Origin of the sequence: Cobetia amphilecti (genome assembly GCF_032923285.1) — a bacterium.
Taxonomy (GTDB): domain Bacteria; phylum Pseudomonadota; class Gammaproteobacteria; order Pseudomonadales; family Halomonadaceae; genus Cobetia; species Cobetia amphilecti.
In genome coordinates this window covers 1,467,636-1,491,253 of record NZ_CP136695.1, presented here as the reverse complement: position 1 = coordinate 1,491,253, position 23,618 = coordinate 1,467,636, and the positions used below count along the sequence as shown (strand labels likewise).

The following is a 23,618-nucleotide window of genomic DNA, read 5'->3' as shown; positions in this document are numbered from 1 at the left end:
TCACGCTGATCCGCTGATCCGTCATGTGCTGACGACATGCATTCGCGTACAGGGCCGGGGAGTTCATCATTCAGACACTTCGATCTGATAACTTATTCAGAATTTGCGCATATTGATGCACCATCACTGCCCTGGCCTCACCTGACTTGTGCACGCACCTTGCGTGAGGCGAGGCATGTGCACGCCTGCGGGCATGGCAAGCGAATTGCATTGTCTTGCATCCCCCTCGATGACGTTCAGAATGCTGCTCACATGGCAACAATCTGTTGCAACAGGGTGCGCAATAACTGCACAAAACAACCATACAGTCGCCTCGCCATTCCGATAGAATAGCGGGCTAAATATCTTCCTCATCATGACATCGTTGCTTTGACCTCCCGCGCCTGCGGTGAGTCACAATGTGGCGATAGTGACGCACTTCAGCCCCTGAATTTCGTAAAGGACGCTCCATGGCCCCGACTTCCCCCAGTCAATCCCGCTTGCAGAGACACCCATTGGCTTTCAATGCCCGCCGCCTCGGCCTGCTTCCGGCAAGCCTGCTGCTGGTCGGTGCCCTGCTGGCCGGCTGTAGCGGCGACAAGGAGGAGGCTGGCCAAAGCTCCGCCGCAGGCGCCAGCCAGGCCGCTCAGGTCGATGTCGTCACCGTCACTGCCCAGGATGTACCGCTCACCAGCGAACTTCCGGGCCGCACGCGTGCCTATCAGATCGCGGAAGTGCGTCCGCAGGTCGGCGGCATCATCGAATCGCGCGACTTCACCGAAGGCAGTGACGTCGAGGAAGGTCAGGTGCTCTATCACATCGATTCGCGCACCTATCGCGCCGATGTCGAGAGCGCCAAGGCGAGCCTGGCGCGTGCCGAGGCGAGTCTCAACACCTCAAGTCTCAAGGCCAAGCGCTACAAGAACCTCGTAGCGCGCAAGATGGTCAGCCAGCAGGATTACGACGATGCCGTGGCCACCGTCGGCGAAGACCGTGCCGATGTCGCCTCGGCCAAGGCCGCGGTATCCAGCGCGCAGATCAACCTGGATTACACCAAGGTCACCTCACCGATCAGTGGTCGTATCGGCAAGTCCAGCGTCACCAAGGGCGCACTGGTCACGGCCAGTCAGGAAACCAGCCTGGCCACCGTCCAGCAGCTGGACCCCATCTATGTCGACCTGACCCAGTCCGCCACCGAGGTGCTGCGTCTCAAGCGTGAGCTGGGCGAGAATCGCGATGCCGCCACCGCCCCGGTCCAGACGGAAGTCGAGCTGGTGATGGAAGACGGCAGCGTCTATGGCGCCAAGGGCAAGCTGCAGTTCGCGGATGTCACTGTCGACCAGGGGACCGGCATGGTCACGCTGCGCGCACTGTTCCCCAACGAAGATGAGCTGCTGTTGCCGGGCATGTTCGTGCGTGCCCGCCTGACCGAAGCCGTCGCCAAGGATGCCATCCTGATTCCGCAGAAGGCCGTGAGCCGTGACAGCACGGGCCAGGCCAGCGTGATGACGGTCAATGCCGAGAACAAGGTCGAGGCCAAGCAGGTCGTGATCGGTCAGGCCATCGACAATCAGTGGCTGGTGACCAGCGGCCTCGACAGCAATGACAAGGTCATCGTCAGCGGTCTGCAGAAGATCAAGCCGGGTGCCACGGTCGAGATCGCCTCGGACGAGACAGGCACTGACCAGAACGCCGCATCTCAGTCGCGGACTGCTGCCAGCAGCGACTCCTCGGAAAGTGAACAGGCCAAGACCGGCGATAGCCAGTAAGCCTGCCCCCGCTTTTCGCGCCACTGTCGCCAGTCAGACGAGAGACGCTTCTCGTGTGACTGGCGACCGTCCCGAACGACGTTCCAGGAGCCTCAAACGTCATGGCCAGATTCTTCATCGATCGCCCTATCTTTGCCTGGGTGCTCGCCATCATCGTGATGCTGGGGGGTATCTTCAGTATCCTCAAGCTACCGATCGAGCAGTATCCCTCGCTGGCCCCTACCAGCATCACCATTCAGGCCACCTACTCCGGTGCCTCCGCCCAGACGGTGGAAGACACGGTGACCCAGGTCATCGAGCAGCAGATGAACGGCATCGACAATCTGCTGTACATGAGCTCGACCTCGGACTCCCAGGGCAACGCCAGCATCGAGCTGAGCTTTGATACCGGCACCGACCCCGACATCGCCCAGGTTCAGGTACAGAACAAGCTGCAGCTGGCCACTCCGCGCCTGCCGCAATCCGTACAAAACCAAGGTGTCTCGGTCACCAAGTCCTCCGGCAGCTTCCTGATGGTCGCGGCCTTCGTCTCTGACGATGGCAGCATGACCAAGCAGCAATTGACCGACTATGTCGCCTCCGACATCCAGGATGAGGTCGCGCGTGTCCAGGGCGTCGGCGAGACCCAGCTATTCGGCGCGCCAGGGGCCATGCGTGTCTGGCTCGACCCGCAGAAGCTCAACAACTTCAAGCTGACCACCAGCGACGTCACCACGGCCATCAGCACGCAGAACAACCAGATCGCCTCGGGCCAGCTGGGCAATCTGCCGGCGGAAGAAGGCCAGCAGCTCAACGCCACCATCGTGGCGCAGACCCTGTTTGAAACGCCGGAGCAGTTCGGCAACATCCTGCTCAAGACCCAGGAAGATGGCTCTCAGGTCTATCTGCGTGACGTCGGTCGCGCCGAGAAAGGCGCCGAGACCTACAGCACCGTCAGCCGCTACAACGGCAAGCCTGCTGCAGGCCTGGGGATCAAGCTGGCCTCGGGCGCCAACGCGCTGGACACCGTCCAGGCCGTCAAGGACCGCCTCGATGAGCTGTCCGCCTACTTCCCCCCGGGCATGAGCTTCAAGGTCCCGTACGACACCTCGCCCTTCGTCAAGATTTCCATTGAAGAAGTGGTGATGACACTGCTGGAAGCCGTGGCACTGGTCTTCCTGGTGATGCTGCTGTTCCTGCAGAACTTCCGCGCCACCCTGATTCCGACCATCGCGGTGCCGGTCGTGCTGCTGGGCACCTTCGGGGTGCTGGAAGTGCTGGGCTTCTCCATCAATACCCTGACGATGTTCGCCATGGTGCTCGCCATCGGGCTATTGGTCGACGATGCGATCGTGGTGGTCGAAAACGTCGAGCGCGTCATGCACGAAGAGAAGCTCTCGCCACTGGAAGCGACTCGCAAGTCGATGGGCCAGATCACCGGCGCGCTGGTGGGTATCGGCCTGGTGCTGTCATCCGTGTTCATTCCGATGGCCTTCTTCCCCGGCACCACCGGCGCGATCTTCCGTCAGTTCTCGGTGACCATCGTCTCGGCGATGACGCTGTCCGTACTGGTGGCGTTGATCCTGACGCCGGCCCTGTGCGCCACCCTGCTCAAGCCGACCAAGGAGAAGACCACCGGCTTCTTCGGCCTCTTCAACCGGGTCTTCGATCGCTCCAACGCGCGCTACCAGAAAGGCGTTGGCGGCATGCTCAAGCGCACCGGTCGCTCGATGCTGGTCTATGCATTGATCGTCGTCGGCTGTGGCGTGGTGTTCACGCGCATCTCGACCGGCTTCCTGCCGGATGAGGATCAGGGCTATCTGTTCAATCAGGTCATCCTGCCGGTGGGCTCCACTCAGGAGCAGACGCTCGAGACGCTGGAAAAGGTCGAGCATCACTTCCTGGTCGATCAGGAAGATGCGGTTCAGGAAATGTTCGACGTCGCCGGCTTCAGCTTCGCCGGTCGCGGTCAGAACATGGGCCTGGCCTTCATCAACCTGAAGCCGTGGGATGAGCGCGAGCGCGATTCCTTCAGCGTGGTCAGTGAAGCACAGAGCTACTTCGGCACCTTGAAGGAAGCCCTGGTCTTCGCCATCAACCCGCCGCCGATCATGGAGCTGGGCAACGCCAGCGGCTTCGACATGATGCTGGTCGACCGTGGCGGCATCGGCCACAAGGCACTGACCGACGCGCGCAACCAGCTGCTGGGCATGGCGGGCCAGAACCCGGCCGTGACCGGCCTGCGCCCCAATGGTCTGGAAGACAGCCCGCAGTTCACGCTCAATATCGATGAACTCAAGGCGACGGCGATGGGCGTCTCGCTGTCAGAGGTCTACTCGACGCTTTCCACGGCGTGGGGCTCGACCTACGTCAATGACTTCCTCGACGAGGGTCGTACCAAGAAGGTCTATGTGCAGGCGGAAGCCAGTGCCCGCATGCAGCCGGAAGACCTCAAGAAGTGGTACGTCCGCAACACCTCCGGCGAGATGGTGCCGCTGAGCGCCTTCATCAACGGCGAGTGGACCTACGGGTCGCCGCAGCTGGAACGCTACAACGGCGTCTCCTCGATGGAACTGCTGGGACAGGCGGCACCGGGTTACTCCACCGGTGAGGCCATGCAGGCCATGGAAGAGATGGTCAGCCAGCTCAACAATGGCGTCGCGCTGGAATGGACCGGCATCTCGCTGCAGGAATCCCAGAGTGGCGGCATGGCACCGTATCTGTATGCCATCTCGCTGGTCTTCGTCTTCCTGTGTCTGGCCGCGCTGTATGAGAGCTGGAGCATTCCGTTCTCCGTCATGCTGGTGGTACCGCTGGGGGTGCTGGGTGCCCTGCTCGCCACCTGGATACGCGGACTCGACAATGACGTCTACTTCCAGGTCGGCCTGGTGACGACCATCGGGCTCTCGGCCAAGAACGCGATCCTGATCGTCGAGTTCGCCAAGGACCTTGAAGTGCAAGGTCGCTCGCTGATCGATGCCACCATGGAAGCCGTGCGCATGCGTCTGCGCCCGATCCTGATGACCTCGCTGGCCTTCACCCTGGGTGCCGTGCCACTGGCCATCTCGACAGGTGCAGGTGCCGCCAGCCGTCACGCCATCGGCAACGGCGTGATCGGCGGGATGATCTCGGCCACGGTGCTGGCGATCTTCCTGGTGCCGGTCTGCTATGTGGTCGTGCGCCGCCTCTTCGGTGAGCCGAAGGACCTCAAGCGAGCCCACGAAGCGGCCCGCCAGGAGGATGACCTTGTCTGATCTCTGATCACGACAGAAGCCTCATTGCTGTCACATTGCGTGACGGCCCTGCACGCCGCCCTCTCCGGGCGGCGTGCCTGTTTGTAGCTTGGCAAAAACAGGCGCGCTCACGCGGCAAGCATTGAGTGCCATCAGCCTTTTGCGGCATCATGCTACTATCGAACACTGTTTGCCTGCGCAGGCCTGGTGCTTCCACAACTCCTATACCTTCGCAGGGCCGCGTGTGCATGGGGCCAGGCCGCTGACGGCGCATCCTCGAGAGCGCTGTCCCAAGAGCGCAGCCGCAGGCGTGGTCAAGCCGCGACTGACAACGCCTCTGCGCATGCCCCGAACACGCGCGGCACGGCGATACACCACCCGATCCCGCTGGAGCGACATGCCTCGTCCCCTTGCTGCCCTGCGCCGCTACACCCGGCGTACCTTTGAAACCCGTGATCCGCCGCAGGTGTTCGCGCCTGTCACGTCAGGCGTGTCACGGCGACGGATGCGTGCCTGCGAGTGCTGCGACCTCGTCGTGGCCCTGCCGGCGCTCAAGGCCGGCGAGCGCGCCCGCTGCCCGCGCTGCGATCATCTGTTCGCCCAGCGCCACGCCCATGCCGTGCAACGCACCCTGGCACTGGCGATGGCGTGCCTGGTGATGCTGGTGCTGACGCTGCCCTTCGAGTTCATCGCCTTTGCCACCAGTGGCATCTCGGCGAGCCTCAGCCTGATCGATACGCCCGCCGCCCTCACGGCCGAGTCCTATCCTTCCCTGGCCGTGCTGCTGATCCTGACCATCGTGATGCTGCCGGCGCTCTACCTGCTGGGCGTCATATACACCCATGCAGCCATCGGGCTGAAACTGCCCTTGCCGGGCATTCGCGGCATTGCGCGCACCCTGAGCCACCTGCGCCCATGGATGATGGCGGATGTGTTTCTGGTCGGCGTGATGGTGAGCCTGGTCAAGATCGCCGGCATGGCCGATATCAGTTTCGGCCCTTCCTTCTGGGCGTTCTGCGCCTTCGCCCTGCTGATGACCAAGACGCTGGCCAGCATCGATGGGGATCGCATGTGGTTCGCGCTGGCGGGCGAGCCAGCCGCCCCCAGCGGTACGCTGCCGGGCATCGGCGCCGCCTTGCAGGGACTGGCCAGTTGCCATAGCTGCGGCCTGATCAACGCCTGCGGCGAACGGGAGGCGCACACTCACTGCCGCCGCTGTGGCGACCCTGTCCATCAGCGCAAGACGCAGAGCCTGCAGCGTACCTGGGCGTGGCTGATCGCGGCGGCGATTCTGTACATCCCCGCCAATCTCTTCCCGATCATGACCACGGTCAGTCTCGGGGAGAATGACCCGCAGACGATCGCCGGTGGCATCGTGGTGCTCTGGTCACATGGTGACTGGCCCATCGCGATGGTCATCTTCATCGCCAGCATCCTGGTGCCGGCCTCGAAGATGATCGCCATCGCCTGGCTGTGCATCAGCGCCCAGCGCCCCGAGGTGCAGCATGCGCGGGCGCGGGTGACCCTGTACCGCATCACCGAATATGTCGGGCGCTGGTCGATGGTCGATGTCTTCGTGGTGGCGCTGCTGGCCGCGTTGATCCAGCTGGGCGCCCTGATGTCAGTCCACCCGGGGCCCGCGGCGCTATCCTTTGCCTGCGTGGTGGTGCTGACGATGCTGTCGGCGTTGAGCTTCGACCCCCGCCTTGTCTGGGACACCGAGACGGAGAAGGCGATGATGGCGAACACGCTGTTCGGTGATCTGCCGCTGACGCCGCTGACGGGCTCCGCGTCTCTTGCTTCGTCCTCGCAGGCCACGCCTCCGTTCACGACGCCATTCACGCCCCCGAATGCCTCCCGCAATCCCCCTTCCGCTGCCGCCTCACAGGATGACTTATGAGTGATGATTCTCGCGCACGTCGTGAAAGTCGACGCCGCCTTTCGCCGATCTGGATAGTCCCGATCGTGGCCCTGCTGATCGGCGCCTGGATGGTGTGGCACAACTACGCCAGCCGTGGCCCGCTGATCACGATCGAAATGGAGACGGCGGAAGGTATCGAGGCGGGCAAGACCCTGATCAAGACCCGAAATGTCGAGGTCGGCAAGGTCGAATCCGTGCGTCTGTCGGACAACCTCGACAAGACCATCGTCACCGCGCGCATGTCCAAGGACAGCGAGCGCATGCTCAATGCCGACTCGCGACTCTGGGTCGTGAAGCCGCGCATCGGTCGTGAGGGCATCAGTGGCCTCAACACCGTGCTGTCGGGGGCCTATATCCAGCTTCAGCCCGGCGACAGCCGCGATGAGGAGGACCACTTCGTGGCGCTGGAGCAACCGCCGGTGACAACGCAGGACGCCAAGGGGCTGCGTATCGACCTCACCAGCAACGATGGCAGCGTGCTGTCGGATGGTGACCCCGTCACCTACGAGGGCTTCGTGGTCGGGCGCGTGGAATCCAGCGAGTTCCGCCCCAGCGAGAAGGAAATGCACTACACCCTGTATATCGACTCGCCCTACCATGAGCTGGTGACCTCCACCACGCGCTTCTGGTCCACCAGCGGGGTCAGCCTGCGCCTGGATTCCCAGGGCCTGCAGGTCGATGTCGGGTCACTGGAAAGTGTACTGAGCGGCGGGGTGGCCTTCGGCATTCCCGAAGATCTGCCGCGTGGTCGTCCGGTGGTCGAGAACACCTCCTTCACGCTGTACTCCGACCAGGAAGAGGCCCGTGAAGGCAGCTTCCACCAGGCCATCGACTACGTGATCATGGTCGACGATACCGTGCGTGGCCTGTCGCGCGGCGCGCCGGTGGAATTCCGCGGCGTCCGTCTCGGTACCGTGGTCAGCGTGCCTTATCGCCTGACCCACCAGCGCGTGCGGACGCTGTCGAGCTTCGAGATTCCGGTGCTGATTCGCATCGAGCCCGAACGCCTCGAAGGGCAAGTGGATGATGAAGGCGTGGCGCAGTGGAAGAAGCGCCTCGAGCGCCTCTTCAAGCGTGGCATGCGCGCGACGCTGAAATCCGGCAACCTGCTGACCGGCGCCCTGTTCGTCGATCTCGACTTCTATGACAGTCCGCCGCCCTACAAGGCCGATACCTTCGATGATATCGAGGTCATGCCCAGCGTCTCGGGAGGCCTGGCGCAAATGGAAGCCAAGCTCAATGCCCTGCTCGACAAGCTCAATGCACTCGATGTCGAGCCGGTCCTGAGCAACCTGAACAAGACGCTGTCGGCCTCCGAGAGTCTGGTCAAGCGCCTCGACAAGACGGCCGGTCATGTCGATAGCCTGTTGGGTTCCGAGGCGGTACAGAAGCTGCCGGGCGATATCAGCACCAGCATCGACAACCTCAATCGCACCCTGGATGGTCTGACACCGGATTCTTCCGCCTACCGCAAGCTGGAAGGCGATCTCGAACGACTGGACCGCGTGCTCAAGAAGGCGGAACCGCTGCTCGACACGCTGGAGAAGAACCCCTCCAGCCTGATCTTCGACAAGCCGACCACTCGCGATCCGATCCCAAGGGCCCAATGATGACGACAGCCATGAGTCTCTCGACCCGCACAGCCACCATGCCGCAAGCGTGCAGCACGCCTGCCTCACCGCGCACTTCAACGTCGCGCCAGGGCCGCTTCGGCGGCCTGCTGGCAAGCTTGCTGATGCTCGGCACACTGGCGGGCTGCACGACTGCCGCCACCGGTGGCGCCTACCTGCTGCCGCAAACGACACAGGCTGGCGCCGCCCAGCGCAGCGTTGCCGCAGATGCCCCTCTGCTGGAAGTGATGCCGGTGCAACTGGCCAGCTACCTGGAAGGCGGCAGTCTGGTCTATCAGACGGACGACATCACGCTGGTACAGGCCAGTCAGAACCTGTGGGCCGATGACCTGCAGGACATGCTGACCCGCCAGCTGCTGACGCAGCTCAAGGCCAGCCCCGCCCAGCCTCTGAGCCAGTACCGTATCGCGGATACCAGCCTGAGCGGCCTCAAGGGCGCACGCCTGAGCGTAAGCCTGGATCGCTTCATCGGCCGCCACGATGGCCAGTCCGTCATCACCGGTCGCTGGCGCCTGCGCGGCGTGGATGGCAGCGTGCTGGAGGAAGGCGACATCCAGACACTGACTCCCCTGACGGATGACGGCTATCCGGCGCTGGTCAATAGCCTGGGCGAAGGCTGGCGTGTGACCGGCGAGCAGTTGGCACGTGAGATCGCCAAGGCATTGCCCGCCACGGCGGATGCCAGCTGATGACCTGACGGTCTGACAGAACAGGGCGCGACTGGATGCCCAGAAAGCTGGATGCCCAGAATGCGGGATGTCCAAAAAAGAAGACCCCCGACGGAATCCGTCGGGGGTCTTCTTGTCTGGCGGCTAGCTGGCCTCAGCCTTGCTGGGGCAACACCAGCTCACCGTCACGGATCTCGAAGCGCTTCACGTCCGGCTTCTCCTCGAGACGCACGGTGCGGGTCTCGTCACCCATGTCGACCTTGACGTCGTAGCCGACCACCTTGTCTGACGCGTCCTGCACCGTTTCGCAGCGCTGCTCAGTCGTGGTGTAGGTGTCGCCCTTCTTCATCTGACCCTGGATCTGGTTGCCGGCATAACCGCCACCCACGGCACCCGCGGCTGTCAGCACCTTCTTGCCATTGCCACCGCCAAACTGATTGCCCACCACACCGCCGACGATCGCGCCGACGGCCGTGCCCACGACATTGTGGGTGTCCTTGCTGGGCGCCTGATGCGTCACGGTCTCGTTGTGACAGACCTCGCGCGGGGTGGTCACGGTTTCCGTCACGGCATCCACCGCCACGATATCGGCATATTCAGGGCCTGAGTTGCTGGCCGTATAGCTGCCGATCGCCACTCCACCGCCAATGCCCAGTGCAGCAACGATCGCGCCAATCAGGATGGACTTGTTCATGCGTGTTCTCCTCACCGAATAGTGTTGCAGCCTGGCTCGTCGGCCAGTCAGCCATGCCCCTGGATGACACCTGAGAGGCTGGCCGCTGCGTTCGGAGAGTAATCTAACACTGTTCGATAAACTCGGTAATGTGGCAACTTCACCACCCGGTCGTCGCCATTTCGCAACATCGGACATGAAAAAGACGGGTTCTACGCTAGATCATGCCTTATATTAGCAATTTCTTGGCAAGCAGGCTTGCGGCCAGAAAACCCCGCTCATCGTCATGGCGCTGACGCGGGCTGTACGAGTCGGACAGCACGAACAGGGCCGGTGCGAGCGCCTCAGCTCGTACCGGCCCTTGCCTTGATAGCGCTGACCGCAAGTCACTCAGTCCAGCTGATTGGCCGTGATGGACACGGCTTCATCGTTGCAGAACTGCACGCGGACATCTTCCCACCAGTTCAATAGACGGCAGGACGTGTCATCGGCAATCGTCTCACTGATATCACTGGGCTTGCCCAGCAACGAGATGGCCTGTGCCTCACTCATGCCCTGCACCAGATAGCCATCATCCAGCGCTGAACGAATTCGGTACTGGCGCTGACTCTCCTCACGTGCGGCCAGGGCACGCTCCTTCTCACGCGCCAGACGCTGTGCGGTCGGGTCTTCGCCTGAAGTCTCTTCTATCACGTCAGCGGCGGGCACCACCGTCAGCGAATCATCCAGCGTGACGGGGGTATCACCCTGCTGGCAAGGCTGCTGCTGCCAGGTGGGCACCCCCGACTGCACACAGCGAAAGATGCTGTTGTTGGCCTTGGCGGCAGGCGGCAGAGAAGGTGTCGCCGGGTCGGCAATCACTTGCGCCCGGGGCGCCTGCCCGTCACTCGAAGACGCTGCAGCATTCGGCGACTCCTCCGCCTGAACCGCCGCAAGCGGCATACCACTGACCAGCGTCGCCACCAGCAGTCCCCGCAAGAGCCGGCGCGACATCTGGCGTGAAACGCTGCCACAGGAATCCATCATCAACTTGTCTCTCCGCTTGGTGAGAGCGTGGATCATGCACGGATATCACGCCCAATGAGGTGAAATGGCAAAGCCATCATCCTTGCGTCAGCGCTTCCACTGATAGACCTCATCGGCGGTCTGCACATCGTCATGGTGACTGACATCAGAGCGACTGGGGGTCGAGGCCGCTGCGCCTGATCCATCGCCCGGAGTATCCAGTGGCGGCATGCCTGGCATGGCCAGGCTGTCGTGGCTGTGACCGTGGTCGAGGCTGTGGCCGTGATCAGACGGCTCGATCTGATCGAGACTGGCTGCACCGTGATCGGGCGTATCCCAGACGGTGACCACCCGATTGCGCCCTTCGCGCTTGGCACGGTACATGGCCTGATCGGCACGCTGCAGAAGGTCCGGCAGCAGTGATTCCGCGCAAGCGGCCGGTCCGCCCTGGGCCACCCCGATACTGATGGTGACCCGCAGCAGCTGGCCGTTGCTCAGCGTGAATGCACGACTGTTGATCGAGAGCAGCAAGCGTTCGGCTGCGTGCTGGAGCCCTTCTCTGTCCTCCGTCGGGCACAGGGCCACGAACTCTTCTCCCCCCTGGCGGCACAACTGATCACTGCCGCGCAGGTGGTGACGCAGTCGTTGCGTCAGCTCTATCAGCACCTCATCGCCAATCGCATGCCCTTGGGTATCATTGATGGCCTTGAAGTGATCGACATCGATCATCAGCACTCCCAGGCCACCACGACTCAGCAGACGCGGCCCCTCTTCCAGCAAGGCAAAACGAGACAGCGCCCCCGTCAACTGGTCATGGCGCAAGTCACGACGGTAGCGCTTCTCGCGCTGCTCAGCCTCCCACCCGATCTGCACCGCCACCACCGCGATGAAGGTGACGGAAATCACCAGGTTGACGACACTGGCCAGCGACATGAACTCGTAGGAGACGATATAGACCGGGCTGGTGAGATATTGGGCGCCGATATAGAACAGCAGCAGGACACCACTGAACAATAGCCGTTGAATGCGTGACAGGGACGCGATACAGATGAAGAAGATGGCGACGATATGGAAATACTCGAAGCCACCCTCGGCGCCGAACTGATATTCCCACCATGCCGCCTTGGCCGACATCGGCACCACCAGCAACAGCAACGCGGAATTCATGTACCCCTTGCGGTGGAACATGATGGCCAGGACGTTGATCAGGACGCCGATGACATTGATCACCACCGGCTGCGGATAAGGCTGCAGGCCCAGCAGAGCGAAGTAGCCCAGCTGGCAGCCGAGCGCACTGATATAGATCCACATGAACAACTGATAAAGCACGAGGTGCCGCTCAGCCAGCCCCGCTGGAGCTGGCCACCGCCACTTCATGTTTACCGTGCGCAAGACACCCTGCCGACTTCCCGCTTTGCGACGGCGATCTGCTTTCGCCATGATTCCTTCCTCATTTACGGCACTTCCCGTGTGCCTCCGCTGCGCGCTACCTGATGATTTTACCTGCCTATTCTATCTCACGCTGCTGTATGAAACGTGACAGCCCTTACCAGTGCGCATCCTTCAAGGCATGCAGCGCAGTCAAGCATGTGACTCACGTGTACCAGGCGCCCTCCCCTGCGAGACTGGCAATCCCATCACAGCGGCGTGGCTCACGTAGCAGGAGCCTGAGCGTGAAGCATCAGCAATCTCGAGGATCAGCAGTCGAAGATTCTCACAAAGTGGGCCTTGTGGGTGACTTGCAGAGTAGTTCAGAGAAGATTTAAGCCCTAGATTCAGTCGTGATGATGACCGGGCTGGAAAAAGTCCGTGACCAGTCAATGGTACTCTTGAGCATGGCAATGCTGACATCTCGTCGCCAGCCTGCATGACCCGGACCACCTGACACTCGGGCCCTCCTCGACGTCTGAGACAAGAACCGGGCAGACAATCGCCCGCCTTCGTGACACCATCAGCGCCTGGACATGGCAGTAGCCGTCACCCACTTTTCCCCGCCGCTTTAGAGAAGAGAGACTGTAATGGACGCGACCACTCTGACACGCGACTTCCACCTGTGGCAGCGTTTCTCCAAGCAAGACCGCCTGGAACGTGAACATCGTGCTGCCCGCCGCAAGATCGCCGAAGCTGGCACCATGGCGACGCGCATGATCAAGGCCTATGAAAGCATGGCCGCCAAGGGCGTCTCCGAGAATGCATGCTATCGCACCATCTACAAGCAACGCGATGCGCAGGGTGAGATCATGGTGCGCGAAGGCTGGCTCAAGGTGCGTCGTGTGGTCGCGGAAGGCGGCACCACGCGTCTTCGCGGCACGCTGATGACAACGTTCAGCCTGCTCGAGGGTGAGCAGGAACCCGCCGATGCCAGCGTCGAGAAACTCACGCTCGAGGTGTATGACGAAATCGTCGCCGGCACCAAGATGAAGCTGGCCTGCAAGGTGGACCGTTGCGACGCCGATGACCAGACGGACTTCATCACCTTCCTGGATGCCGTACGCGGCGACCTCAAGCAGTGGGTGTGATGCGCCCGGGCGTGTACGCCAGCCCCTGATGAAGGGATGACTCCCTGAATCGGCTCAATGATGCCCACTCGCCTCGTGCAGTGGGCATCATTGCTGTCAGGGGCAAGAAGGCTGCTGACTCCTGCCAGTGTCGGCCTGCCGGGCGCAGCCTTTGTTTCCTGTATGGAATCTATCCATTTCCCATCTCGCACAGAGTGCAGCAAATATTGACCTCATGGACCGAAAATCCTCTCACTGTTGCGACAGTAGCAACCTGAGGTTACCCATCGTGCAGGAAACTCCTGGCCCTCGCCTGACTCATAGTACGCAGAACATGCTCGTCATCTGATTACAGGAGTCAGTCCATGAATGCCATTGCACCGTCGGCTTACCATACCCTCGACGTCGAAACGCTCTCTCATGTCACCTCCGCTCGTCTGCCTTTGCAGCCGATCGGCGACATCACCATGGATAGCCCGGCCAGTGAGCTGGTGACGGACTTTGCCGTCACCGCCGGTCGCAGCATTCAGGGCAGCGCCTCCATCGGTCAGGCATTGGCGACCATGAAACAGGCGGGGGTGCGCCTGCTGCTGGTCCACGATCATGATGGCACCTTCACCGGTGTGGTGACCTCGCGTGAGCTGCAGGGTGGCCGAGTCGTGATGCGCGCCATGACCCGCTTCAATGTTCAGCGCGATGAAGTCACTACCGACATGGTGCAGATCCCCCGCGCGGAGCTGCAGGGCATTCCTCTCGCCGTGCTCAAGCGCGCCCGCGTCGGGGACCTGGTCGAGACACTGCGTCAGAGCGGCGAATCCCACCTGCTGGTGACCGAGCAGGGCGACGATGGCAAGCCCTGCGTGCGCGGTCTGGTCGCCGCCTCCCGCGTCGGCAAGGCGTTGGGGCTCGATCTGGAGCACCCGCCGGAAGCACGCAATTTCGCTGATATCTGCCGGGCCGTGCTGGGCAAGTACGAGTGACCCGACAAGAGTAGGCAGTGTCCTCAGTCATCTGGCTGACAGAGGCGTCATTAAGCCGCGTCCTAACAAGATGATTTATCCCCAGACTGGTGCTTGATTCGGGAAAAATGCTCACGAACGGCGTATGATGTGGCTATCAGTGCGAGATATCACTTGGCAGGCAGCATGGAAACGCCTGTCGGTCAGAGAGATGACTCGGGCTCTGACGGATATACTCAGCCAACGGATGGTGTAGATGAGGATTTCAGCCATGCCATTACGCTCACTGCGTGATCATCTTTTCAAGCAGCGCCACGTCGAGGTGCTCGTCATCAAACAGATTGATGGCGAGCTCGTGCATGTGTGTGGTGCCGGCATCGTGGAAGGCAGCGGCAGCGTCAGTCACAAGCGGCGTGAGCTGCAGCGTGACAACCATGCCTTTCCGGTGCGCATGCATGATGGCAATCAGGTGCTTCAGCCTGACGACTTCAATCGTCTGGTGCTGCTGGAGGAAGTGACTCTGCATCCCCTTGGCTGCCAGCCGAAGGAAGCCATCTCGCTGGAGGTGGCTGGCCATCGCTATCGTGTCGCGCATACCCCCATGCGCTGCTGGCACTTCCGCGGCCACCTCGTGCTGGAGCGCACGCCCCAGGGCATGCTGCTGAGCACTGAGGACATGACCCTGATTCGCGCCAAGGCGAGTCGCCAGCCAGTCTCCAATACGGCACGCGCCAATGCCGAGCGCCTGCAGAAGACGCCCGCATGGCGCAATGTCGCTCCCCGCGGCCACGATGTGCATGCCGACGGCGCCACGACGCGTCAACGCGCGGCAGCACGCAGGATCGACAGCCCGACACGCGAGCTGGAGCTTGAGCCCAAGTACTGAGGGGCACAGGAGCGGCGCATTGAGACAGATGAATTGAGAAAGGCCCATCGAGAAAGGCGCATAGAGACAGAACGCTCGGCAACTGCCGAGCGTTCTGCTGTCCAGGGTCCGGTTGGAGGAAGAACGGTTCGCGGCAAGACAGCTTGAGCATATGCCGGTATTCTCACAGACCTGTCCTCTCGTTCAGGTTTCCTCATGCGCCGAATGCCAGCATCCCTATTCCTGCTCATCCTGATTCTGGTCGCTCTGAACCTGCGTCCGGCGCTGTCATCCCTGGCGCCCCTGCTGGATCGCATCACCCAGGACCTGGGCCTGAGCACGCTGGCAGCGGGCCTTCTCACCACACTGCCCGTCGTCTGCCTGGGACTGTTCGCCCCACTGGCGCCGCGCCTAGCCCGCCGCCTGGGGGTAGAGCGCACCCTCAGCCTTGCCCTGGTCACTCTCGGCATCGCCCTGTGGTTGCGGGCCAGTGACATGGCGCTGCTGCTGTATCTCGGCACCCTGTTATGTGGTGGCAGCATCGGCGTCGCCGGCACCCTGCTGCCCGCCATCGTCAAGCGTGAGCATCCTGAGCGAGCCGACCTGTTCACCGGCGTTTACACCATGGCGCTGTGTCTTGGTGCGGCGCTGGCCGCGGGACTCAGCGTGCCACTGGCCAATCTTCTCGACAGCTGGCAAGCCTCATTGGCCTGCTGGGCGCTGCTTGTAGTGATCGCGCTTCCCGCCTGGCGCCTGAGCATGCCCCACCCGTGGCCAGAGAAGATGACCAGCCAACAGCAGGCCACCCCCCGTCTGTGGCACCTGCCGCTGGCCCGTCAGGTCACCTTCTTCATGGGCTGCCAGTCTTCCCTGGCCTATATCGTCTTTGGCTGGCTGCCTTTCCTGCTCCAGCAACGCGGCCTGAGCGATATCGAATCCGGCTGGCTGATGGCCGCCTCGGTGATGGCACAGGTGCTCACCGCCCTGTTGGCCCCCGTGATCGGCCGCATGGGGCGCGACCAGCGCCCCGCCATCCTGCTGCTGCTGTCCTGTACCGCCATAGGCCTGCTGGGACTGATGATCGGGCCGCTGTCCCTGCGCTGGCTGTTCGCCGTGCTGCTCGGTTTCGGCCAGGGGGGCAGCTTCTCGATGGCATTGACGCTGCTGGTGCTGCGCACCTCCGATGCACGTCTGGCGGGCGCCCTCTCCGGCATGGCACAAGGCACCGGCTACATGCTGGCCGCCCTCGGGCCACTCGTCGTCGGTATTCTGCTGGAAATCACGGCCGACCTGCGCGTGATCGCGTCGCTGTTCGCGCTGATTCTGCTGAGCGCCGCCATGCTTGGCTTCCAGGTCGGCAGGCGTCGCCGTATCTGTCTGCGCGAGGATGGCAGCACCGAAGTGGTCGACGGCTGACATCTTCTCCCCCCATTAGGTGAGGCAAGGCCCCACCAAGGCATCAATATTATCTGTCAGTCATGTCTGGATGATAGATTTTATCGATACTACTTGTCGTTGAAATTTATATATTCCGAATGTCTCATTTGGATTCCTCTGGTGTCGCTCTACCCTCTGAGTTCTCGTTGTAAAGCAACGAACATTGCGCCCTGCCATGTTCGAACGCCTCGGCAGTGTTCGAACTGCTCGGCAATGATCAACCAGCCAGGCAATGTTCGACCTGCTTCGCAACGAGACCCTCATAACAACAATCTCACACCCAGAGGCACATGCTCATGTCCTTCGAAAGGATTCGATTGTCGTCCCCCGGCTCGGGAGACACCTCATGCTGTCATTGATCGGCGTAGCCATCATCGTCATCGGCCTGGCACTGCGCCTCAATGCGCTGCTGGTGGTGCTGGTGGCAGGTTTCTCCTCCGGCCTGGTGGCCGGCATGTCACCCACTGAAATTCTCGCCGCGCTCGGTCAGGCCTTTACCGACAACCGCGCCGTCTCGCTGTTCATCATCACCCTGCCGGTGATCGGGCTGCTCGAACGCAATGGACTGCGTGATCAGGCCGAACATCTGGTCCAGAAACTGCGGGCCGCCAGCGCCGGGCGCATCTCCTTCAGCTACCTGGTGCTGCGCAAGGCGACCAATGCCTTCGGCCTGCAGCTCGGTGGTCACCCGGCGATGATCCGACCGCTGGTCGCCCCGATGTCAGTCGGCGCCGCCGAACGTGATCTCCCCGAAGAGGCGCTGAGCTCGCCACGCTTCAAGGCCCTGAGCCAACGCATCCGCGTTCTGAATGCCGTCAGCGAGAACTTCGGCAACTTCTTCAGCCAGCTGATCTTCGTGGCTTCCGGCGGGTTGTTGCTGATCAAGAGCGTGCTCGACAAGAGTGGCGCCAGCGTCAGCCTGGCCGACATGGCGCTGTATGCCATTCCCACCGCGCTGGTGTCACTGGTGGTGGTCTTCGTGCTCTGCCGCCGGCTGGACGCACGCATTCGCCGTGAACATCAGCTGCTGCGCGAGGAATACCCCCAGCCCTCCGGCCAGACCAACGCGACACCAGGCAAGGACACCTTCACCACTTCTGCGACGGAGAGCCACTCATGAACAGTATCGACGCTCTCTACCTGATTACCGGCTTCGCCATCATGGCCTTTGCCGTCCTGACGCTCACCGATCGTGATCATCCGCGCAGACTCGGCACCAGTGCCTTCTGGATGATCTTCGGCATCAGCCTGGCATTTGGACAATGGCTGCCCGATGTCGCGGTCGGACTTGCCATGCTGGCGCTGGCGCTGCTGGCCGCCACCGGCCAGCTCGGGTTCGGCAACTACGGCCAGTTGAGCGATGAGGCGCGTCAGGCGCGCCGCAAGCGCTTGGGGTCGCGCCTGTTCATCCCCGCGCTGGTGATTCCGGTCGGCACCTTCCTTTACACCCTCACGACAGGTCAGAGTGCGCTGGTCGGCCTGGGCGTCGCAACGGTACTGGCCTTTGCCGTGGCGCTGCTGCTGCGCGAGAGCCCGGCGACCGGCATGCAGGAAGGTCGCCGTCTGGCCGATGCCATCGGCTGGGCCGCCATCCTGCCGCAATTCCTGGCCGCCCTTGGCCTGCTGTTCGATCAGGCCGGCGTCGGCCAGACCATCGCCGGGCTGGTCTCGAGCGTGGTGCCGGATACCAGCCTGATCGCCTGCGTGATTGCCTACTGCGTCGGCATGGCCGTATTCACCATGCTGATGGGCAACGGCTTCGCGGCCTTTGCGGTCATCACCTCCGGCATCGGCTATCCGCTGGTCATCGCGCTGCATGGCGGCAACCCGGCCATCGTCGGCGTGCTGGGCATGCTGTCCGGCTACTGCGGCACTCTGATGACGCCGATGGCCGCCAACTTCAACATCGTGCCGGCCGCCCTGCTGGAACTGGATGACCGCTACCACATCATTCGCGCACAGATACTGCCTGCGCTGGTCATGCTGGCCGCCAATATCAGCCTGATGTTGCTGCTGGCCTTCTGATCTCCCACTCTTACCCGCGCATCGATCACCGCCAGCCGTGACCCGCGGTGATCGATGCCAGCCAAGGAATTTCATCATGCGTCGTCTGCTACTCTGCGGCTTCGAGCCCTTCGGCACGGATAGCGTCAATCCCGCCCTCAAGATCATCGAACAACTGGACGGTCAGACACTGGCCATGCACGACCAGCCCGATGAGCGCTTCGAGATCATCACCTGCCGGGTGCCGGTGACACGCTACGCCGCGATTGACAGCGTCATCGAGGCCATCGGCGAACACGCCCCTGACACCGTGATCATGCTCGGTCAGGCCAGCGGTCGCAGCGCCATCACGCCGGAGCGTGTCGCCATCAACCTGGATGACTATCGCATCAAGGACAACGGCGGCCACCAGCCGGTGGATGAGCCCATCGAGGCCGACGGCCCGGATGGCTGTTTCACCACCTTGCCGATCAAGGCGATGGTCAACGACCTCCAGGCGGCAGGCCTTCCCGCCAGCGTCTCCTACACGGCAGGCACCTTCGTCTGCAACCACCTGTTCTATGGGGTGCAGCGTCATCTGGCGGATAGCCCCATCCGCTCCGGCTTCGTGCATATCCCGGCGCTGCCCGAGCAGAGTGTCGATGGCCGCCTGCCGACCATGAGTCTTGAAAGCATGCTCGAAGGCGTACGGGTGATGTGCATCAGCGCCATGTCCCATCAGGAGGATGCGCGCATCGGCGGTGGCAATATCAGCTGAGCGCCCCCATCGCGTCGCGGCTGAACGCCCGACGCCGACAGCTCCCCTGCAAGCCGGCATGCGTTACAATGCCGGCTTTCCCATTTCTGGCAGGTGGACACGATGACTCCCGAGACGCACATCCTGGTACTGTATACCGGCGGCACGCTGGGCATGGTGGAAAGTGAACAAGGACTGGTACCTGCCGGTGACTTCGATGCACGTCTGCGCGCAGCACTGGAGCAACTGCCCCCCAGCCGTCGTGGCCGTCTGCCCGCCTTCACCCTGCGCGAGTTTCCGCAGCTGATCGACTCCTCCTCCGCGACACCGGCGGACTGGCACACCATCGCCAGCCAGATCGCGGACGCCTACGACAGCTTCGATGGCTTCGTCGTCCTGCAGGGCACCGACACCCTGGCCTGGACGGCCTCCAGCCTCGCCTTCCAGCTCAAGGGCACCGCGCGCCCGGTGATCGTCAGTGGCGCACAGTTGCCGCTGGAAGCCGAGCACAGTGACGCGCTGGGCAATGTCGAACTGGCACTCACCGCCGCCGCCCAGCCGACCCTCAATGAAGTCGTGGTCGCCTTCGGCGGACAGTTGCTGCGTGGCGTGTGCACCCGCAAGTGGTACACCCAGGACCACCGCGGCTTCACCACGCCCAATGCGCCGCTGCTGGGCGAATGGGTCGATGACCGCGTCGTGCTCTACCCCGGCCGCCTGATGGATGATCAAGGCCCCGCCTTCGAGCTGCCCGACTATGCCCGCCTCGGCAAGGACAGCATCATTCGCCTGCCGCTCTACCCCGGCATCAGCGCCGAGAGCGTGCGTGTGCAGTTGATGCGCCCCGAGGTCAAGGGCGCCGTGCTGGAGCTGTGGGGCAGCGGCAATCTGCCGGAAGACGGCGAGCTTTTGGGGGTATTGGCCGATGCGCGTGGCGAAGGCAAGCTGCTGGCCGGTATCAGCCAATGTCCGCACGGGCCGGTCACCATCGGCCACTATGCGGCCGGCGCAGGCCTGGCCACTGTCGGCGTGCTGTCAGGCGACGACATGACGCTGGAAGCGGCCTTCACCAAACTGCTGCATCTGGTGGCGCTCGATCAGGATGAGGACTGGCAGCGGGAACGCTTCCTGATGCCCTTGGTAGGTGAGCGCGCCAGCGGCCTGCTGTGAGTCCTGGCGACCCCGCGTGTCGCTGAACTCTTATCGCTGAGCTCTAGCCTCTGAACTCTAGCCTCTGAACTCTAGCCGCTGAGCGCTGAATTCTGGTCGCTGATCAGCGCGCAAACCAGCCTTCAGCGTTGACCGATAGATAACAGAAAGCCCCCGTCAGGCGTACCTGACGGGGGCTTTCCAGTTTCGCTGATAGGCCTTGGCTAATCCTTCACGCCAAGGCGCAAATCAACAGGGCCAGCTGGATCAACTGGATCAACCGGTGTTGCGCAGACCGGCCGAGATACCGGCCATGGTCACCATCAGTGCGCGTGACAGCTCGGCGGAGATGGCGCCATCAGCGTCGCGGTTACGCTGCAGCAGCTCGGCCTGCAGACCATGCAGCGGGTCGATGTAGGGGTTGCGCACATCGATGGCCTGACGGATCAGCGGCATATGCTCAAGCAGTGCCTGTTGATCGCGGATCTCCAGCACCACCTTCTCCAGACGCTCGAGACGATCTCGCAGCGATTGCCCCAGCGCCTTCAGGGCCGGCTCATCGACCAGACGCTGCTCGTAGTAGGCCGCCGTCGAGAGGTCGGCCTTGGAGAGCAGCATCTCCAGCATGTCGACGTAGGTGGAGAAGAACGGCCAGTCGTTCATCATCTCGCGCAGCACTTCCAGGCCGCCCTCTTCCTGCATGCGCGTGGCGAAGGCCTCGCCACTGCCCAGCCAGGCGGGCAGCATCAGACGAATCTGGGTCCAGGCGAAGATCCACGGGATCGCACGCAGCGTCTCGACGCCACCATCCTGACGCCGCTTGGCGGGGCGTGAGCCCAGCGGCAGACGTGCCAGTGCGGTTTCCGGTGTTACCGAGCGGAAGTACGGCACGAAGTTCGGGTCTTCACGCACCACGCCGACATAGGCCTTGTGCGCGATACCGGCCAGGCGATCCATCTCGTCTCGCCATTGCTGCTTGGGCGCCGGCGGCGGCAGCATGCTGGCTTCCAGCACCGCGCAGACATAGATCTCCATCGAGCGGCTGGCGATGTCCGGCAGACCGAACTTGAAGCGAATCATCTCGCCCTGCTCGGTGACGCGCAGCGAGCCGGTCACCGAGCCCGGTGGCTGGGACAGGATCGCCGCATGCGCCGGGCCGCCGCCACGACCGACCGTACCACCACGGCCGTGGAACAGGGTCAGTTCGACGCCGTGGCGCTTGGTGACTTCCACCAGCGTTTCCTGAGCGCGGTACTGTGCCCAGGCAGCCGCCAGCTGGCCAGCGTCCTTGGCGGAGTCGGAGTAACCGATCATCACTTCCTGACGATCACCGGCCTGCTCGCGATAGATCGGCATGCCCAGCAGCGTGTCGATGACCGGGCCTGAGCGGTCCAGATCATCCAGCGTCTCGAACAACGGCGCGATCGGCAGGCGCACATCACCGCCGATCTCCTTCATCAACAGTGCCACCGCCAGCACATCGGAGGCCTGACCGGCCATCGAGATGATGTAGGTGCCCAGCGCCTCGCGATGCTCGCGCGCGATGACCTTGAAGGTATCCAGCACCTCGCGCGTGTCGGTGGAGCATTCCCAATGGCGCGGGATCAGCGGGCGACGGCCAGCCAACTCCTTGGTGAGGAAGTCACAGCGCTGCTGCTCGTCCCACTCGAAATAGCTGCCCAGCCCCAGCGTCTGACTCAGTTCATCGAAGACCTGTGCGTGGCGCGTACTTTCCTGGCGGATATCGAGCTTGGTCAGGGTGACACCGAAGCAGGCCACGCGACGCAGGGTGTCGAGCAGTGCGCCGTTGGCGATGGTGTCCAGTCCCACATCGCACAACGAGCGGTAGCAGGCCAGCAGCGGCGTATACAGCTGCTCGCGGGTCTCGATGATATCGACGCCTTCGTGGCGCTTGCCGTCCAGGCCCGCCTTGGCCCAGTCACGCGTGCTTTCCATGCGCAGGATCAGGCGACGCAGGATCTCGCGATAGGGTTCAGCCACATCACCGGCCTCGGCACGCAGGGCGGCCGTGCACTTCCACATCGACAGCTCCGACTTGAGCTGTTCGAGATCGCGAAGGTAAAGGTCCGCCGCCATCCAGCGTCCCAGCAGCAGCACGGTCCGCGTCACGCTGGCGGTGACATTGGGGTTGCCGTCGCGGTCACCACCCATCCAGGAGGCGAAGCAGATCGGTGCGGCGTCCAGCGGCAGGCGCTCGCCGGCGGCGTCCAGCGTCATCTCGTCAAGCTGACGGTGGAAGTCCGGCACCGCTTGCCACAGCGAGTTCTCGATGGTGGCAAAGCCCCACTTGGCCTCATCCACCGGCGTCGGACGCTCGTGGCGAATCTCGTCAGTGTGCCAGGCCTGACTGATCAGCTCGGTCAGACGTGCACGCGCGAGGGTCGCCTGTTCCGGACGATCACAGGCGCCTTCCATCTGGGTCAGGCAGCCCTCGATGGCATCGTATTTCTGGATCAGGGTGCGGCGGATGACTTCCGTCGGGTGCGCCGTCAGCACCAGCTCGACACGCATCGCCGAGAGCTCCTCGACGATCTTCTGCGCGCTGAAGCCACGCTCGCGAATGCGCGTGATCAGCTCGCCGAGGTCCGGCTGGCTGCCGGGACGATAATCCTCGACGCGCTTGAAGCGGCCACGGTAGTGCTGCTCGGCGATGTTGGAAAGATTCAGAAACTGGTTGAACGCCCGAGTGACCGGCAGCAGATCACCATCCGGCAGATCACGCAGATAGTCGATCAGCTCATGACGGGCGGCCTGATCGCCCTGCTGGCCCTGTTTGGCCAGGGCGCGGATGCGCTCGATGCGTGCGACGAAGTCATCGCCGAGGTCGGCCGCGATGGTCTGGCCGAGGTTGTCACCGAGAATACGCACGTTATCGCGCAACGATTCATGCAAGTCGTGACTCATGAAACCCTCCTTGGGAGTGACGGTGCTGCCGCGGTCATCTTCCCCTGTCACCAGGGGCACACAGTCAGATAGCTGACAACAGATTCCCTCATTGCGCAAAGACACCTGATGACAACCGGCTGAGGGAAGACACCGGTCTGGCGCTGGTGAAGACACTGGCGCGAAACGGAAAGACCCGCGGCGCAGC

The 23,618-nt window shown here is 62.8% G+C and carries 17 protein-coding genes; 13 read left to right on the top strand and 4 right to left on the bottom strand.

What is annotated here, in order from left to right; translation table 11 throughout:
• Window positions 1-449 precede the first annotated feature (449 nt).
• The 5 genes from R1T44_RS06370 (at window position 450) to R1T44_RS06350 (ending at window position 9,201) form a co-directional block, all read left to right on the top strand.
• Entirely contained in the window at window positions 450-1,748 is a 1,299-nt protein-coding gene (locus R1T44_RS06370) for an efflux RND transporter periplasmic adaptor subunit (protein WP_286987290.1), read from the top strand.
• Window positions 1,749-1,849: 101 nt separating this feature from the next.
• On the top strand, window positions 1,850-4,981 hold the full coding sequence (locus R1T44_RS06365) for an efflux RND transporter permease subunit (RefSeq protein WP_286987288.1): 3,132 nt from the start codon (window positions 1,850-1,852) through the stop codon (window positions 4,979-4,981).
• A 376-nt stretch (window positions 4,982-5,357) separates the two neighbouring features.
• Window positions 5,358-6,860, top strand: a complete 1,503-nt coding sequence (locus tag R1T44_RS06360) for a paraquat-inducible protein A (protein WP_286987286.1) — start codon at window positions 5,358-5,360, stop codon at window positions 6,858-6,860.
• Window positions 6,857-8,491, top strand: coding sequence for an intermembrane transport protein PqiB (gene pqiB, locus R1T44_RS06355; protein ID WP_284892264.1), 1,635 nt, complete (start codon window positions 6,857-6,859; stop codon window positions 8,489-8,491). Before R1T44_RS06360 ends, pqiB begins: the two co-directional genes overlap by 4 nt.
• Window positions 8,492-8,502: 11 nt before the next feature.
• A complete protein-coding gene (locus tag R1T44_RS06350; protein ID WP_286987283.1) occupies window positions 8,503-9,201 on the top strand; it encodes a PqiC family protein in 699 nt (232 codons plus the stop codon).
• A 133-nt stretch (window positions 9,202-9,334) separates the two neighbouring features.
• Here the strand turns inward: R1T44_RS06350 and R1T44_RS06345 are convergent, their stop codons facing one another.
• The 3 genes from R1T44_RS06345 to R1T44_RS06335 all read right to left on the bottom strand — a co-directional run bounded on the left by R1T44_RS06345 (window position 9,335) and on the right by R1T44_RS06335 (window position 12,169).
• Window positions 9,335-9,874, bottom strand: coding sequence for a glycine zipper 2TM domain-containing protein (locus R1T44_RS06345; protein WP_192838454.1), 540 nt, complete (start codon window positions 9,872-9,874; stop codon window positions 9,335-9,337).
• A 369-nt stretch (window positions 9,875-10,243) separates the two neighbouring features.
• Complete coding sequence (locus tag R1T44_RS06340; RefSeq protein WP_107335301.1) at window positions 10,244-10,879, bottom strand: flagellar basal body L-ring protein FlgH; 636 nt, start codon at window positions 10,877-10,879, stop codon at window positions 10,244-10,246.
• Between the two features lie 87 nt (window positions 10,880-10,966).
• Window positions 10,967-12,169: a GGDEF domain-containing protein gene (locus R1T44_RS06335; protein ID WP_287024797.1), complete on the bottom strand. Its 1,203-nt coding sequence runs from the start codon at window positions 12,167-12,169 to the stop codon at window positions 10,967-10,969.
• A 707-nt stretch (window positions 12,170-12,876) separates the two neighbouring features.
• On the opposite strand from R1T44_RS06335, the gene R1T44_RS06330 reads away from it, so the two are divergent.
• The 8 genes from R1T44_RS06330 (at window position 12,877) to R1T44_RS06295 (ending at window position 20,527) form a co-directional block, all read left to right on the top strand.
• Window positions 12,877-13,377, top strand: coding sequence for a hypothetical protein (locus R1T44_RS06330; RefSeq protein ID WP_043331849.1), 501 nt, complete (start codon window positions 12,877-12,879; stop codon window positions 13,375-13,377).
• A 344-nt stretch (window positions 13,378-13,721) separates the two neighbouring features.
• A complete protein-coding gene (locus tag R1T44_RS06325; protein ID WP_153635291.1) occupies window positions 13,722-14,336 on the top strand; it encodes a CBS domain-containing protein in 615 nt (204 codons plus the stop codon).
• 250 nt (window positions 14,337-14,586) lie between these two features.
• Window positions 14,587-15,201, top strand: coding sequence for a hypothetical protein (locus tag R1T44_RS06320; RefSeq protein WP_225347719.1), 615 nt, complete (start codon window positions 14,587-14,589; stop codon window positions 15,199-15,201).
• 204 nt (window positions 15,202-15,405) lie between these two features.
• Entirely contained in the window at window positions 15,406-16,596 is a 1,191-nt protein-coding gene (locus tag R1T44_RS06315; RefSeq protein ID WP_317292776.1) for an MFS transporter, read from the top strand.
• 367 nt (window positions 16,597-16,963) lie between these two features.
• Window positions 16,964-17,737: a DUF969 domain-containing protein gene (locus tag R1T44_RS06310; RefSeq protein ID WP_153635288.1), complete on the top strand. Its 774-nt coding sequence runs from the start codon at window positions 16,964-16,966 to the stop codon at window positions 17,735-17,737.
• Complete coding sequence (locus R1T44_RS06305) at window positions 17,734-18,642, top strand: DUF979 domain-containing protein (RefSeq protein WP_317292775.1); 909 nt, start codon at window positions 17,734-17,736, stop codon at window positions 18,640-18,642. Before R1T44_RS06310 ends, R1T44_RS06305 begins: the two co-directional genes overlap by 4 nt.
• A 76-nt stretch (window positions 18,643-18,718) precedes the next feature.
• The gene (pcp, locus tag R1T44_RS06300; protein ID WP_153635286.1) at window positions 18,719-19,378 is read left to right on the top strand and encodes a pyroglutamyl-peptidase I; all 660 of its coding nucleotides are present in this window, start codon (window positions 18,719-18,721) and stop codon (window positions 19,376-19,378) included.
• A 102-nt stretch (window positions 19,379-19,480) separates the two neighbouring features.
• Complete coding sequence (locus tag R1T44_RS06295) at window positions 19,481-20,527, top strand: asparaginase (protein ID WP_153635285.1); 1,047 nt, start codon at window positions 19,481-19,483, stop codon at window positions 20,525-20,527.
• A 255-nt stretch (window positions 20,528-20,782) separates the two neighbouring features.
• Here the strand turns inward: R1T44_RS06295 and ppc are convergent, their stop codons facing one another.
• Window positions 20,783-23,431: a phosphoenolpyruvate carboxylase gene (gene ppc / locus R1T44_RS06290; protein ID WP_043331859.1), complete on the bottom strand. Its 2,649-nt coding sequence runs from the start codon at window positions 23,429-23,431 to the stop codon at window positions 20,783-20,785.
• Window positions 23,432-23,618 lie beyond the last annotated feature (187 nt).

Coding starts and splice junctions, on each gene's coding strand:
- R1T44_RS06370 (WP_286987290.1), top strand. CDS start 450: ATGGCCCCGACTTCCCCCAGTCAATCCCGCTTGCAGAGACACCCATTG.
- R1T44_RS06365 (WP_286987288.1), top strand. CDS start 1,850: ATGGCCAGATTCTTCATCGATCGCCCTATCTTTGCCTGGGTGCTCGCC.
- R1T44_RS06360 (WP_286987286.1), top strand. CDS start 5,358: ATGCCTCGTCCCCTTGCTGCCCTGCGCCGCTACACCCGGCGTACCTTT.
- pqiB (WP_284892264.1), top strand. CDS start 6,857: ATGAGTGATGATTCTCGCGCACGTCGTGAAAGTCGACGCCGCCTTTCG.
- R1T44_RS06350 (WP_286987283.1), top strand. CDS start 8,503: ATGAGTCTCTCGACCCGCACAGCCACCATGCCGCAAGCGTGCAGCACG.
- R1T44_RS06345 (WP_192838454.1), bottom strand. CDS start 9,874: ATGAACAAGTCCATCCTGATTGGCGCGATCGTTGCTGCACTGGGCATT.
- R1T44_RS06340 (WP_107335301.1), bottom strand. CDS start 10,879: ATGATGGATTCCTGTGGCAGCGTTTCACGCCAGATGTCGCGCCGGCTC.
- R1T44_RS06335 (WP_287024797.1), bottom strand. CDS start 12,169: ATGTGGATCTATATCAGTGCGCTCGGCTGCCAGCTGGGCTACTTCGCT.
- R1T44_RS06330 (WP_043331849.1), top strand. CDS start 12,877: ATGGACGCGACCACTCTGACACGCGACTTCCACCTGTGGCAGCGTTTC.
- R1T44_RS06325 (WP_153635291.1), top strand. CDS start 13,722: ATGAATGCCATTGCACCGTCGGCTTACCATACCCTCGACGTCGAAACG.
- R1T44_RS06320 (WP_225347719.1), top strand. CDS start 14,587: ATGCCATTACGCTCACTGCGTGATCATCTTTTCAAGCAGCGCCACGTC.
- R1T44_RS06315 (WP_317292776.1), top strand. CDS start 15,406: ATGCCAGCATCCCTATTCCTGCTCATCCTGATTCTGGTCGCTCTGAAC.
- R1T44_RS06310 (WP_153635288.1), top strand. CDS start 16,964: ATGCTGTCATTGATCGGCGTAGCCATCATCGTCATCGGCCTGGCACTG.
- R1T44_RS06305 (WP_317292775.1), top strand. CDS start 17,734: ATGAACAGTATCGACGCTCTCTACCTGATTACCGGCTTCGCCATCATG.
- pcp (WP_153635286.1), top strand. CDS start 18,719: ATGCGTCGTCTGCTACTCTGCGGCTTCGAGCCCTTCGGCACGGATAGC.
- R1T44_RS06295 (WP_153635285.1), top strand. CDS start 19,481: ATGACTCCCGAGACGCACATCCTGGTACTGTATACCGGCGGCACGCTG.
- ppc (WP_043331859.1), bottom strand. CDS start 23,431: ATGAGTCACGACTTGCATGAATCGTTGCGCGATAACGTGCGTATTCTC.